Consider the following 13,712-nt stretch of genomic DNA (forward strand, 5'->3'; position numbering starts at 1 on the left):
GAAGTTCGCCGCATATTTACGCGTGCGCTCGTCTTAAATTTACAAATTTGCCGGCATTTTGCGAGGCGGCTTACTCGCCGCTTATGGGCGTGCGCTTGGTGTCTATCGCTTTGCCGTCCAGATAGTACCGACCGCCGGCGACGTAGTGAAGCGTCTTTAGCTCGTCAGGGATCTTTTCAAACAGCCAGCGTCCGCCGTCAAAGATCCGCTCGTCCGCATACGCCGCGACGACCTCGCCGATGAAAAGATCATAACTCTGCTCGTTATGAGGCTCAGGGATACGCTTGCAAACGAGCCATGCGGCGCAGCCCGCGATCAGCGGTACGCGGGAGTCATCTTGATAAAAAATTTCCACGTTTTTCATCTTGTCCGCGTTATCAAAGCGCGAGTTGTTTTCGGCGCCCAGCTCGCTAACCAGCTCCGCCTGCGCTGCCGTAGGGATCTGCACGGCGAAATACCCGCTCTTTTCGATGAGCGTCCGCGTGTACGAGCCGTTGTGCGGCACGATGGTAACCTTGTCGTAGTCAAGCGCCTGCGCCCACGTTATCGCCATCGCATTGACGTCGCCGCCGTACTTGGCCGATACAAGCGTCGTCGCGCCCGGGTTTGGGATATGATTTTTGTAGATCTACTTTTATGACCTCAATTTTTGCTCCTTTGATTAAATTTTATCGGCGACAGAACCGCGAATAGCCGAATCGGCTCGGTATTAATGCCCTAAATTTACGTCTTAGCCTACTGAGCAGGCCCAAGCCTTGGCGTGCTTGGATTAAATTCTTTCATGGCGCGCGAAATTTAGCGGGCTTAAAATTTCACCCGCTATTTTCTGTGGATCTTATAGCCCTTGCCGCTTTTTGTTTTTAGCAGAGAAATTTTTCCGTCCTTCGAAACGTAGTAGCCGCCCTTAACTTTGCTTAAAATTTCGCTCTGCGGCAAGCTCGCCCAAAAAATTTCTACCCTGCTTTTATCCGCGGAAAATATCCCGTAAATCGCAAGCGTAGCGTTATCCGGGTCGTGCAGCCTCACGTCCGCGACATCAAAAACCTGCACGCAGCCATTCTTGATCTTTGAAAAGCTCTGCCCCGCGGCGACCAAGCAGCCGTGCTCATCCGTGCCGCCGCCTATCATCGGCCCCTGCACCGCGGGCACCTTGCAGACGCCCTCACTAGCGCCGCAGTCCGCAGCCGCGCTTTCGCTTCTCTTATTCGCTTCCTTGCCTAGCTTTGCATCGTGCGCCGCGCAACCGCACAAAAGCAGCGCTGCAAAAGCTGCGATTAAAATTTTACCTCTCATCTTTGCTCCTTTAAATAAATTTTATCTGCACTCAAAGCTACTCGCGCTATTTTCGTCGCCGCCTACGTAGGTAGCGACTTTAGGATACGCACAGATCGGGATCTGTTTGCCCGCGCGGCTCGTGCTTTTGCCTAGCAGGCTAGATGGAGCCGTTCCCTGCTCGCGCCACGCTTCAAGCGCGCTTAGCGGATCGACGTCATCGATGCCGTTACCGCCGCCGCAGTGATTCATCCCAGGCAAGGCAAAAAATCGCGCAAATTCGTCCGCGTCCGCGTTCGTTTCCACTAGCTTTTTGAACCAATCGCGCTGATCCATCGCTGAAAACACGGGATCGGAAACGCCCGTTACGATGATGAGCTTACCGCCGTTAGCGCGGAAACTATCTAGCTTGGTCGAAATCGCATCGTTTATCGCCGCGGTTTCGAATGTTCGCTCTACGTCCTTATCGAAATCAAAGTTCATCAGATCAAACTCCGGTTGCGGCGGCGTCATAAAATAATAATTCATCGAACCCTTTGAGAGCACGATATTTCTAGCATTTGGCTCGGCGCTTTGCGAGTCGCCAAGCTTCCACATGCGCCAGCCGGGCTGATTTACCCCCGCGTCGTAAAACCAGCCGCTGTAAATTTGCTCGCCCTTGCTGTTTTTTGCGCCGTCAAATATCGCCTTTATCGTAGAAATTTTATCTTTGGGTAGATCAAGTCCGCTAGGATCAAACTCGCAACTCTCCCAAGCGCCGATGATTCCGTCTTTTAGGCCGTCTAGCGCATCGCATTTATCTAAAACCGCCTTGCTTAGCTTATCCAAATCCTCCTGTGTAAGGGCGTTTGCAAAAATTTTCTCCCCAGCGGCGTTTTTAGGCGCGATCTTCATAAGCTGCTGATTGTCCCACTGCTCCGCAACCCCCGCGCGTGAAAGCCTAAAACCCGGATTTGCCGCGATTACGCCGTCAAATTCCAGCGGATACCTCTGCGCCGCCATCAGAGCCGAGCGCCCGCCGTTTGAGCAGCCCATAAAGTAGCTGTGCGCGGGCGCTTTTTTATACGCTGCAAAAACCAGCTGCTTTGAGACGCTCGCGACCTTGCCGATGGCCTGATAGGCATAGTCTAACCGCGCCTGCTGCTCAAGTCCGAACTCGGGCGTAGGCGTAGGATGTCCCGAATCGGTCGTGACGACCGCATAGCCCCTCATAAGCGCGGGCGTTGCGGTGCTAGTGCGGATAGGCACGGCGCCAAGAGCCGGCGCTACGAAGCCGTCCAAACCGCCTCCGCCCTGAAATAGCAGCTTGCCGTTCCAATCGCCTGGCAAGCGCAGCTCAAATTTTATGCCGTAATGCTTGCCGTCCGAGCCCGTGCGCGAGGCTATCTCGCCGTGAATTATGCAGTGCGGCGCGGCTTTTAGCGTCTTTTTGGCTCCGCCGGTTAGCGCAGACATCTTATCGGCGCCGATTTCGCCGCTTTGATTCCAGATCGCTTCACTGATCTTTGTATCGTAAATTTTCGTGCCCTTTAGCGCCGCGCAAGCCTGCTCGTCAAAATCGCTCGCAAGCGCTCCCTGTAAGCCCAGAGCAGCCGTAAAGGTTGCAATTAAAATTTTATATTTCATTGCCGCTCCTTTTGAAATTTTATTAATCATAATTTTAACATAAAAATTTATCGTGATTTTACTGCGTTTATAAAAAATGATGGAATTCCGCACTAAACGGGGCGGAATTCCAAATTTAGCTAGAAGAGCGAAGCGCCCGAGCGGTCCGCGGGATCGGGCTCACCCGTTACGCGATTTCGTAGATCGCGGCGGAATACTTCGATCGCCCAAAACCAAACCGCGTGCCCAAAAAATTCCGAAACATGCTCATATCACGGAAGCTGAAAAAGCGGCAGCGTGATGCAATGTACCGCGATATTTACGACGATGCCAATGCGGCGCCCTGAAATAGCGTAATTTTATGAAATATCTCGGCAGCGAAGAGCGAAGTATACTTAATTTTAAATTCTGCTATTGTTGCGGAGCATTAAATTTCACGCGTGCCCTTAAAGCTTGCACGGTAAAAAATCAGTAGCGCGGCGGCTAACTCAGCAAAGCCGCAAAATAGCCCTTGGTAGCTTAAATATTCAAGCGCCTTGCCACCTACGGCAGTACCGATGCCGCCTCCGAAAAATATCGCCGTGCCTATGATCCCAGAGGATAGACCTTTGGCGGAGCCGCAACGAAGCGCTGCGCTTGCTAGGACCGACTGCGCGCAAACATAGCCAAATCCCAGCAAAAACGTCCCTACATATGCAGTGGCAGCAAAGCAACTCGCCAAAAGGCACAGCGCCGAAGCGGACGCCAAAAAGCCGAGGGATAGAATTTCTTTTGGCGGCAACTTCTCTTTTAAATATCTAGCAGCGTTTCCTGCCAAAAAGCAAGCGACGCCGTAAAGCATAAGGCAGGCTCCGGCAAAATTTGAGCTCAAGCCCAGCTTTTTAAGTAGATAAGCGCCTATGAATGAATACGCCCCAAGCACGATTACGCCGTTACATAAAGCCAAAAAATAGCTTCTCAAAAGCGCAGCATCGCCGCTCAAGCTGGCTAGGGATTTTACGAAGCTCTCGCCTTTGCTTTTCGGAGCGTCTTTGAAATTTAGCGTAAATAGTGATACGAAAGATACCGCAGACAGCGCAGAAAAGGCTAAAAATATCTCCCTCCAAGAAAATCTAGCCACCGCCCATCCACCTAAAGCCGCACTCAGCCCCTGCCCTAAAAATACCGAGCCTAGAAATATCGCTACGATTTTTTGTCTATCCTTATCGTCATATGCATCGCCTATAACGCCGAGGCAGACAGCGATTATACCCGCCGCCGCGCATCCCGTGCAAAAACGAAATAAAACAAGCCACGCTAGACTTTTTGCAGTGGAGCAAAGAAGCGTAAATATCGCCAAAAAGAGCATTAGCGAGATTAAAATTTTACCTCTGCCGTAGCGATCGCTAAGATGTCCGTAAACCGGCTGAAGTAAGCCATAGGGGATCAGATATGCCGTCAAAACTGCGGAGGCGGCGCTTACCTGCACCCCAAACGTATCTGCGATGCTAGGTAGCAGTAGCGATGCGATCCAGTTATCTGCGGCAGAGATTATCCCTGAGACGATAATTAAGAGTAGTAGTCCTTTTTTGCAGTGCATTTTAAATTCCTAAATTTACGTAATTTTAGCCATTATAACTCTTTTGCTAGAAAATTTGGAATTTTAGCGAACTCAGCAAATATGAGACGAAAGGAATGGATCGCGAATTCGCAGCGGTGTCGCAATGCTGCGGCAAGTATAGCGCAATGGTCGGCATACAATGATGCGTCTACCTTGAAGGGGCGAAGGCAGGCAGTAACGTGAGCAGTGAATGCATGACTAGTTTTATATTTCTAACTCTCTTTTTTCGCGTATAAAGCCTTATGAGAAATAACGCAAATTTAACAATGCCACGAAGCAGGGCTATAGCATAAGGCAAATAAGGAAAGCCCTAACTTGCAACGCGAACCCTACAATAAAATTCAAAAATTCTTTAAAATTCTACGCGGATTATGGTGTCTAAAAATCAACCAAAATTTTAAGCGCACATACCCCATGCAACACGCTTTTTAGTCGCGCAATTCCGCCGTTTATCACAAGTCGCGACGAGCCATTTGGACGATCTCGTGCCGCTAGATTAAATTTAATTAGCAACAGAGCTTTAAAATTCCAACTATTACAGGGATATTTTAATGAGCGCTTGAAATTTTAATCCAGGGCGATGATTTTGATTTCGTTCGCGCAAGATCCGTCAAAGTCCGCGCCGAAGGGATCTTGGACCGTGAAATAATGATCTATCGCGCCGCATCCGTGTCCGATCTGCTCACCCCAGCCCAGTGCCCTGCGCACGAAGCCCTTGGCATGGGCTACAGCTGCAGGCAGGCTAAGCCCCGCCGCCAAAGCGCACGCGATCGCGCTTGAGAGCGTGCAGCCCGTGCCGTGGGTGTTGCGCGTAGCAATTTTAGGCGCGGAAAACTCGTAAAATTTGCCGTTTTCGTACAAAATATCGACCGCGGAATTTGTCAAATACCCACCCTCGTCCTCGCCGCTCGGTTCAAGACCAGCGCCTAGGGAGGCTGCGGATAAATTTTGCTCAAAAGAAGGCTCCGCGCGCGCCGTTAAAATTTTGCATTCATTAGTAAAATTTTCACTCGCGAAATTCGCGTGCTCCGTCAAACCCGCAGAATTTTTGAGTGCCTCGTTTTCGCCCGTCTCCTGCTGCGAAGCATTAAAATTTCGCGCTGTATTCATTCCCGCCGCGCCGCAAGCCTCGCTCGCAGCCGTCAGATCGCCTCCTTTAATCAAAATCGCGCCGCCGAAAAACTGCGAAATTTTAACCGCTGCGGCGCACATATCGGCTAAACTTGAAATTTTCATCTCCGCCAAAACCTCTGCTTCGCGCACGTTGGGCGTGATGATCTCCGCGGCGGGAGCGAGCTTGTATTTTAGCGCATGCAGCGCGCTTTGTTTCATCAAAACTCCGCCGCTGGTGGCGACCATCACGGGATCTAAGACGACGTTTTTCGCGCCGTGTTTGCTCAGGCTCTTTGCGATGGCTTCGGCAACCCCCTCATTGGAGATCATTCCGATTTTAACGGCATCCGGAAAGATATCGCTAAAAATCGCGTCCAGCTGTGCCTCTACAAAATCTGGCGAAACGTCCAGCACGCCGAATACGCCGCGCGAATTTTGCGCTGTAAGCGCCGTAATAGCGCTCATAGCAAACATCTTATGCGCGCTAATCGTCTTGATATCGGCTTGGATGCCAGCACCGCCGCCGCTATCAGAACCCGCGATAGTAAGAATTCTTTTCATAAAAAGCCTTTAAAATTTTAGCGCGATTATATCGAAATTCCGCTATAATTCCGTCTGATATATTATTTTACGGGCTAAATTTAAGTTTTATTTATATAGTTTTTATTATAATTTGTAATTTATTCGTAATAACTATTACAAATACAAAATTTTAACCCAAATAGAGGAAATTACATGAAAAAAGTCGCTAGTTTGATTTTCGCAGCATTTTTGGTTTCGGGCTGCTCCTATTTTGAAAAAAAGGAGAAAAGCGGCGCAAAGCAAAGCGGCGAGGCTCCCGCACTGCCGGTAGGCGTATTTACCGCCAAATCCGCCGACGTGCCGATAATTTTAAAATTTAACGGACAGACCGTGAGCGAGCTTGAGATAATGCTAAAGCCGCAGGTTTCGGGCACCATCGAAAAGCAGCTTTTTGAGCCGGGGCACAGCGTCAAAAAGGGCGACGTGCTCTACGAGATAGACCGCTCGCGCTACCAAGCGGCGTTTGACAGCGCAAACGCCAATCTGCAAAACGCCTCGGCGGACTACAAAAGAGCCAAAGCGCTAAAAGCTAGCAACACGATCTCCCAAAAGGACTTTGACACCGCAAAAGCCGCATTTATGGTAGCTGAAGCAAATTTTAAAAGCGCCAAGATCGATTTTGACCACTCGCTCGTGACCGCGCCTTTTGACGGCATGGCGGGCGATACGCAAAAGGACGTGGGCGCATATGTAAATGTGGGTGAGGATCTGGTGCGTCTTAGCAAATTTGATCCGATCGACGTGGAATTCGGCATCGCAGACGTCGATAGGCTGGAGCTTGATGCAAATTTAAGAAACGGGCAGTGGAAGCAGCTGGGACGTCAAGTCAGCATAAATCTCGGCGGCAAGGACTACAACGGCACGCTAAGCTTCATCGATAGCGTCATCAATACAAACACCGCGTCAGTCAGCGCCAAAGCTCAAATTCCAAATCCAAGCTTAGAAATTCGCCCTGGAATTTTTACTAAAGTAAGTGTCGAGGGTTTTTATCAGAAAAACGGCTTTAAAATTCCGCAAGTTGCGCTCAAGCAAGATCTTAGCAACACCATAGTCTACGTCGTGCAAGATGGAAAGGTCGCTAAAAAAGTGGTCAAAATTTCAGCGCAAGATACCCGCACGGCGACGATCTCAAGCGGACTGCAAGACGGCGATCAGATCATTTTGGATAATTTTAAAAAGATCAACGTGGGCTCCAAGGTCACTCCGGTGCCCGCGAGCACCGATCCCTACGTAGCGGGGCAGCCTAACGAACAACTATCTCAGAGCAATGCGGAAAGCGGGAAATAATGTTTTCTAAATTTTTCATCAACCGCCCCGTTTTTGCCTGCGTTGTTTCGATCATCATCGTAATCGCGGGCGTTTTGGCTCTTAAAAATTCCTCCGTCGAGGAGTATCCGCAACTCACGCCGCCGCAAATCGTCGTAAGTGCTACATATAGCGGCGCGGATGCGCAAACTATAGCCGACGTCGTCGCAGCTCCTCTTGAAAACGCAATTAACGGCGTTGAAAATATGATCTATATGCAAAGCTCAGCGAGCTCCTCCGGCGATGTTCGTATCAACGTATATTTTCAAATCGGCACAAATCCAGCAGATGCGAAAGTCAATGTAAACAACCGCGTCACGCCAGCTCTTACGCTACTTCCCGACGAAGTGCGCCGCTACGGCGTAACCGTCACCGAGCGTAGCAGTACGATGCTCGAAGTGCTTGCATTTTACGATCCTAGCGAACAGATGGATGTCGTAGAGATGCAAAACTACGTAGCTATCAACGTCGTAGATGAGCTAAAGCGCGTGCCGGGCGTCGGTGAAGCTCAAGCGCTGGGCACAAAAGATTATGCTATGAGGATCTGGGTAAAGCCCGAGCTACTTAAGAAATTTAACGTTACGACCGCCGAGATAATCGCCGCAATAAGCGAGCAAAACAGTCAATACGCCGCGGGCAAGATGGGCGAGCAACCGATGAACTTAGGCAATCCCTACGTATATGCGATCAAGCCTGAGGGTCGTTTAAAAACCGTCGAAGAGTTTGAAAATATAATCATACGCGCGCAAAAAGATGGGAATTTCTTGCGCGTAAAAGATGTCGCCGATGTCAAACTTGGCGGCGCAAGCTACAATATCTCGGCGAAATTTAACGGTAAAGAGATGGTGCCTGTGCTTATCTTTATGCAAAGCGGTGCCAACGCTCTAGCCGTAGTTGAAGCGGTAAATAAGCGCATAGACGAACTTAAACCAAATTTCCCAGGAGAGCTGACCTACGACGTCGCCTACGATACGACTAGCTTCGTAAAGGTCTCGATCGAAGAGGTCATTCATACCTTCATTGAAGCGCTAATCCTCGTCATCATCGTTATGTATATGTTCTTAGGCAATCTTAGAGCGACAATCATTCCGACGCTTGCTGCGCCCGTATCGATCTGCGGCGCGTTTATCGGAATTTACGCCTTCGGATTTTCAATAAATTTAATCACACTTTTCGCGCTTATCCTTGCTATCGGCATCGTCGTGGACGACGCGATCATAGTAATCGAGAACGTAGAGAGAATTTTGCACGAGGAGCCGCAACTCAGCGTCAAAGAAGCCACTACAAAGGCGATGGGCGAGATCGTAGCGCCCGTCATCTCTATCGTGCTCGTGCTCTCAGCGGTTTTCGTGCCGGTTGCGTTTATGGAGGGCTTTACGGGGGTTATGCAGAGGCAATTTGCTTTAACGCTCGTAGCCTCGGTATGTTTTTCAGGCTTCGTAGCCCTTACACTAACACCCGCGCTTTGCGCTCTAATCTTGCAAAAAAAGGAATCTGAGCCTTTTTTCTTTATAAGATGGTTTAATAATCTTTTTAGCATCTCAACTAAAATTTACGCCGCAGGCGTCGGCATGGTTCTTCGCCACGTACTAATCAGCCTCGTTTTTGTAGGCATCATCATCTATGCAATGATAGAGCTTCTTAAACTTACTCCGAGCGGCCTAGTGCCTAACGAAGACAAGGGCTCAATTATGGCGATGACTACGCTTCCGTCTGCATCTACGCTGCCTAGAACGGAAGCCGATCAGGATTTCATCGCAAGCATCGCTAAAAAGTATCCAAACGTAAAAGATATAACCCAAATCACGGGATACGATATGCTAGCCGGAGCACTCAGAGAAAATGCGGGAGCTTTTTTTATGAAGCTAAAAGACTGGAAAGATCGCCCAGGCGATGAAAATTCCAACTTTGCCTTAGCCGCCGCGCTAAACGGGCAGCTCTACGGCGCCGATCGCAACTCGATGACCTACGTCGTCACGCCGCCGCCTATCATGGGTCTTTCACTTACGGGCGGATTTGAGCTCTACGCGCAAAGCACGACGGGCAAGAGCTACGATGAAATTCGCGCAGATATGGATCGCGTAACTGCCAAAGCCAATCAACACCCCGCTTTAAAGCTCGTGCGAACGACGCTGGATACCGATTTCCCGCAGTATAAGCTCTATATAGATAAAGAGAAGGTAAAAATGCTAGGCGTTAAGATAGCCGACATTTTCACCGTGCTAAATTCCACCATCGGGCAGTATTATATCAACGACTTTAACCTCTTGGGCCGCACGTTTAAGGTCTATATCCGCGCTACGCAAAACTATAGAGACGATCCTAACGATCTAAAATCGCTCTACGTCCGCAGCGGCAGCGGCGATCTGATACCGTTAAATTCTTTAGTGAGGCTTGAGCGCTCGCTGGGTCCTGATTCCGTTAATAGATTTAACGCCTTCCCGGCAGCGCAGATTATGGGTGAGCCAAACACGGGCTACACCTCGGGTCAGGCGATCGCCGCGATCCAAGAGGTCATAAAAGAGGAGCTTCCTAGCGGATATTCGATTGGCTGGGCGGGCTCTGCATATCAAGAGGTCAGCGAGACCGGCAAGGGCGCGCAGGCATTCGTATTCGGAATGATATTCGTATTTTTGATCCTGGCGGCTCAATACGAAAGGTGGCTCATGCCGCTTGCCGTGCTTACCGCCGTGCCGTTTTCGGTATTCGGCGCGCTCGTGTTTACATATTTCCGCGGGCTGAATAACGACATATATTTTCAGATCGGACTTTTACTTCTAATCGGTCTGGCGGCGAAAAATGCGATTTTGATCGTGGAATTTGCGATGAACGAGCACCTAAACAACCACCGACCGATCGCGGAAGCTGCCGTCGAGGCCGCCAAGATGAGGTTCCGCCCTATCGTGATGACGAGCCTTGCGTTCGGACTTGGCGTACTTCCGATGGTTATCGCCACCGGCGCTGGTGCTGCTAGCCGCCACGCGCTAGGAACCGGCGTCGTAGGCGGAATGCTCGCGGCATCTACAATCGCGATCTTTTTCGTGCCGCTGTTTTTCTACCTGCTCGAAAGCTTCAACGCTTGGCTTGATAGACGCGGCAAAAAAGTCCAAACTAACGAGGTGAACGATGAAAATAAATAACGCTCTCTTAAGCGCCTTGACGCTTGGAATTTTACTCTGCGGCTGCAACTTCAAGCCCGTCACGCCACAAAAACAGACCGGTTTTAAGGCGGATTACGCGAGCACGAACGTTAGCACGCAGTGGTGGAAAAGCTTTAACGATCCGCAGCTAAACGCCCTGATCCAAAGCGCGCTGGAGCAAAATTCCGACCTGCAAACCGCGCTGAATAACGTCGAGTATGCGCGCGTAAATTTAGGGCTAAGCAAGCTCGAATACCTGCCGAACGTAAATTTAAGCGGCAGCGCGGTGCGTCAGAATAATTTCGGCAACCGGCCCGATCGCAACTCCCACGGCTCGTATCAGATCGGCGCCGTGCTAAGCTACGAGATCGATCTTTGGGGGCGCGTGCGCAATAGCGTAGATTCGGCGCGATCTCGATTTAATGCGACGAAATACGACTACGAAACCGCCAAAAACACGATCACCAGCACGGTTGCGACGACCTATTTTACGCTACTAGCATTAAAGCAGCAGGAGAAAATTTTAAAAGACAGCCTAAAAAGCTATCAAGATACGCAAAACTACCGCAAAAAGCAGCTCGATGCGGGCGCGATTAGCGAGATCGTATTTTATCAGGCCAAAGCCGCGGTCCAAAGCGCCGAGGCAAGCCTGATAAGTGTGCAAAATCAGCTCTCCGCGGCGCAGACCTCGCTAAATATCCTAACGGGCAAGAGCTACGATGAAATTTTACGCGGCGCGCCGCAGACCGCTGCGAAAATGCCTAGCGCGCCGCAGATCCCAAGCGGAATCCCAAGCGACGTGATCCTGCACCGCCCCGACGTCGCAAGCTCGCTCGAAAATCTGCGCTCGAGCAACTTCTTAGTAGGCGTCGCCAAGGCAGGCTACTTCCCTACCTTCTCGCTTACCGGCTCGGCAGGATATGCAAGCGGCGAGTTTGACAGGCTGTTTACCGCAAGCGCAAGCACGTGGAGCATCGGCGGCTCGCTCGTAGGGCCGCTGCTTGACTTCGGCCGCCAAAAAAGGCGCGTAGAGCTTGCAAATTTAGAGCAAAACGCGAGCTTCATCGCATACGACAAAGCTCTTAAAACCGCTTTCGGCGACGTTCGCGACGCGCTTGTCGGCGTGCAAAACGCAAAATTAAGGCAGGTAAGCCTCGCCGATCTCGTCGCTTCGCAGAGCAAAATTTATTCAAACGCCTCAAGCAGGTATCAGGCGGGCTACAGCGACCATCTGGAGTTTTTGGATTCGCAGCGAAACCTGCTTAGCGCGCAGCTAAATAAAGTGCAGGCAGATCTTGATGTGCTAAGCGCGACAGTAAACGCCTACAAGGCGCTTGGCGGCGGCTTTAGCATAGAAGATAGCGAAATAAAGGCGCTTCTAGGCGCGGAGAAGGACGTGCAGCCCGATATGTCCGCGTTCCCGAAAGATAGAATTTTTAATTAGCTTTAAATTTACGAGTAGCGCGAAATTTTAAAATAGCCGTAAATTTAAAGCGCAGCTCGGCTTTTATGGCGCAAGCGGATGTATGAAAGAAAAATCTGCTTGCGCTTTTTAAATTTAGCCCCGCGGCGGGCGGCAAATTCCAATTTCAAAGATAATCTAAATTTTAAAATGGCCGCAGCAAGGTAAAATCGTCGCTCGGCTAGGAAGCGCAAAGCGGCTTGGCTTAGTGGCGCGACAGAATTTTTAAGCGGCACGGCGAAATTACAAGCAGCGCGATAAAATTCTAAGCGCCGCGTTTTAAATTTAAAGGCGAGGCGGATTGCGAGCCGAAACGGAATTTGGCAAAATTTTAGATTTTCGCTATAATCGCGACTTTTAATTTAGATGGGTGTCCGAGCGGTTGAAGGAGCACGCCTGGAACGCGTGTAAAGTGCAAGCTTTCGAGGGTTCGAATCCCTTCCCATCTGCCACTACTTCAATTCATATTCTTAGACTCAAGCGCCTCAATCGCAAAAAAGCCTCGAGACGCGGCAGCGCTCGTTGGCGGCAAGGGTCCTCATCCGCGCAAATAAAATTCCACGCTTTTAAATCATAGCTCCGCCGCCGAAATAAAATTTCGCGCGTCGCGCCTTAAAATTTCACTAAAATTCCATTCTACGGCATTCTACTCGTTTCAAATTTAGATCTGGGGGCTACGCTTGCAAAATTCTATCCACAAATTTCGTACCTAAATCCTGTGCAAATTTTACCCAAACGCGCGTTATTTACCGATATTGCGCTAAAATTCCTTTTAAAATTTCACTTTGAAGGAGAGAAAAATGAGTGAAGAAAAAAGTTGCGCCTGTGCGCACGCAAAATCCCAAAACGTAACCGACGCGCCCGGCAACAACACCGTATTTATGATCTGGCGCTTTGGTGCGGGCAAGACCGCCTGCAAAAAGGCTTTCGAGGACCTTTGCGCTCTGGTGATAAATTTAAACAAAACCGCCGTTACGAGATTCGGCGCGGCTAGCGAAACAAGCTGCGTGCTGGGCGTGGGCTTTGAGGCGTGGAAAATGCTCGGCTTGCCGAAGCCTTTGCCGAAGGAGCTAAAAAATTTCGAAGAGATTAGAGGTGACAAGCACATCGCGCCCGCTACCGGAGGCGATATCCATATCCACATCAGAGCGGCGAATCAAGCCGTTTGCTACGATATGGCAAGCGAGATCAGAGCCGCGCTAAAGGATGTTGCGACGTGCGAGGAGGAGATCTGCGGCTTTAAATACTACGACGGGCGCGCTATCATCGGCTTTGTGGACGGCACCGAAAATCCGCAAGGCGCAGATCGCGACTTTTTCGCCAAGGTAGGCGACGAGGATGCGGCGTACAAGGGCGGCAGCTATCTTTTTACGCAAAAATATATCCACGATATGAGCGCGTGGAACGCCGCGGGCGTCGCAGAGCAGGAGCGCGTCATCGGGCGCAGCAAACAAAACGACATCGAAATGAGCGAGGAGATCAAGCCTAGCAACTCGCACTCCGCCGCAGCCAACGTCGGCGACGATAAAAAGGTCGTGCGCGGCAATATGCCGTTTGTGCAAGGCGGTGAGACGGGAACCTACTTCATCGCCTACGCAAGCACCTTTAGCACGCTGGAGCTGATGCTTGAGAG

9 protein-coding genes and 1 tRNA gene are annotated in these 13,712 nt (G+C 50.3%); 5 read left to right on the forward strand and 5 right to left on the reverse strand.

Annotated elements, in window-relative coordinates; genetic code table 11:
- Positions 1-70 precede the first annotated feature (70 nt).
- The 5 genes from Q0256_RS07405 to thiD form a co-directional block, all read right to left on the reverse strand.
- Entirely contained in the window at positions 71-553 is a 483-nt protein-coding gene (locus Q0256_RS07405; RefSeq protein ID WP_297961759.1) for a flavin reductase family protein, read from the reverse strand.
- A gap of 266 nt (positions 554-819) precedes the next feature.
- The gene (locus Q0256_RS07410) at positions 820-1,293 is read right to left on the reverse strand and encodes a hypothetical protein (protein ID WP_297961761.1); all 474 of its coding nucleotides are present in this window, start codon (positions 1,291-1,293) and stop codon (positions 820-822) included.
- 21 nt (positions 1,294-1,314) lie between these two features.
- Positions 1,315-2,898, reverse strand: a complete 1,584-nt coding sequence (locus Q0256_RS07415; RefSeq protein ID WP_297961764.1) for a tannase/feruloyl esterase family alpha/beta hydrolase — start codon at positions 2,896-2,898, stop codon at positions 1,315-1,317.
- 406 nt (positions 2,899-3,304) lie between these two features.
- Complete coding sequence (locus tag Q0256_RS07420; protein ID WP_297961767.1) at positions 3,305-4,456, reverse strand: MFS transporter; 1,152 nt, start codon at positions 4,454-4,456, stop codon at positions 3,305-3,307.
- Between the two features lie 588 nt (positions 4,457-5,044).
- Entirely contained in the window at positions 5,045-6,151 is a 1,107-nt protein-coding gene (gene thiD / locus Q0256_RS07425) for a bifunctional hydroxymethylpyrimidine kinase/phosphomethylpyrimidine kinase (protein WP_297961770.1), read from the reverse strand.
- Positions 6,152-6,325: 174 nt separating this feature from the next.
- Here thiD and Q0256_RS07430 point away from each other — a divergent pair, with 174 nt between their 5' ends.
- The 5 genes from Q0256_RS07430 to Q0256_RS07450 all read left to right on the forward strand — a co-directional run.
- Complete coding sequence (locus Q0256_RS07430; protein WP_297961773.1) at positions 6,326-7,459, forward strand: efflux RND transporter periplasmic adaptor subunit; 1,134 nt, start codon at positions 6,326-6,328, stop codon at positions 7,457-7,459.
- Positions 7,459-10,617, forward strand: coding sequence for an efflux RND transporter permease subunit (locus tag Q0256_RS07435; protein ID WP_297961777.1), 3,159 nt, complete (start codon positions 7,459-7,461; stop codon positions 10,615-10,617). Before Q0256_RS07430 ends, Q0256_RS07435 begins: the two co-directional genes overlap by 1 nt.
- Positions 10,604-12,061, forward strand: coding sequence for an efflux transporter outer membrane subunit (locus Q0256_RS07440; protein ID WP_297961780.1), 1,458 nt, complete (start codon positions 10,604-10,606; stop codon positions 12,059-12,061). Before Q0256_RS07435 ends, Q0256_RS07440 begins: the two co-directional genes overlap by 14 nt.
- A gap of 382 nt (positions 12,062-12,443) precedes the next feature.
- Positions 12,444-12,531 (forward strand) — tRNA-Ser (locus Q0256_RS07445).
- Between the two features lie 348 nt (positions 12,532-12,879).
- On the forward strand, positions 12,880-13,712 hold an 833-nt coding region (locus tag Q0256_RS07450; RefSeq protein WP_297961783.1), incomplete at its 3' end, for a Dyp-type peroxidase.

The organism is uncultured Campylobacter sp. (assembly GCF_937949835.1).
Lineage (GTDB): Bacteria > Campylobacterota > Campylobacteria > Campylobacterales > Campylobacteraceae > Campylobacter_B.

Bases quoted from the DNA above. Each gene is read 5' to 3' on its own strand.
- Q0256_RS07435 (WP_297961777.1), top strand. From the start codon at position 7,459: ATGTTTTCTAAATTTTTCATCAACCGCCCCGTTTTTGCCTGCGTTGTT.
- Q0256_RS07410 (WP_297961761.1), bottom strand. From the start codon at position 1,293: ATGAGAGGTAAAATTTTAATCGCAGCTTTTGCAGCGCTGCTTTTGTGC.
- Q0256_RS07440 (WP_297961780.1), top strand. From the start codon at position 10,604: ATGAAAATAAATAACGCTCTCTTAAGCGCCTTGACGCTTGGAATTTTA.
- thiD (WP_297961770.1), bottom strand. From the start codon at position 6,151: ATGAAAAGAATTCTTACTATCGCGGGTTCTGATAGCGGCGGCGGTGCT.
- Q0256_RS07415 (WP_297961764.1), bottom strand. From the start codon at position 2,898: ATGAAATATAAAATTTTAATTGCAACCTTTACGGCTGCTCTGGGCTTA.
- Q0256_RS07405 (WP_297961759.1), bottom strand. From the start codon at position 553: ATGGCGATAACGTGGGCGCAGGCGCTTGACTACGACAAGGTTACCATC.
- Q0256_RS07420 (WP_297961767.1), bottom strand. From the start codon at position 4,456: ATGCACTGCAAAAAAGGACTACTACTCTTAATTATCGTCTCAGGGATA.
- Q0256_RS07430 (WP_297961773.1), top strand. From the start codon at position 6,326: ATGAAAAAAGTCGCTAGTTTGATTTTCGCAGCATTTTTGGTTTCGGGC.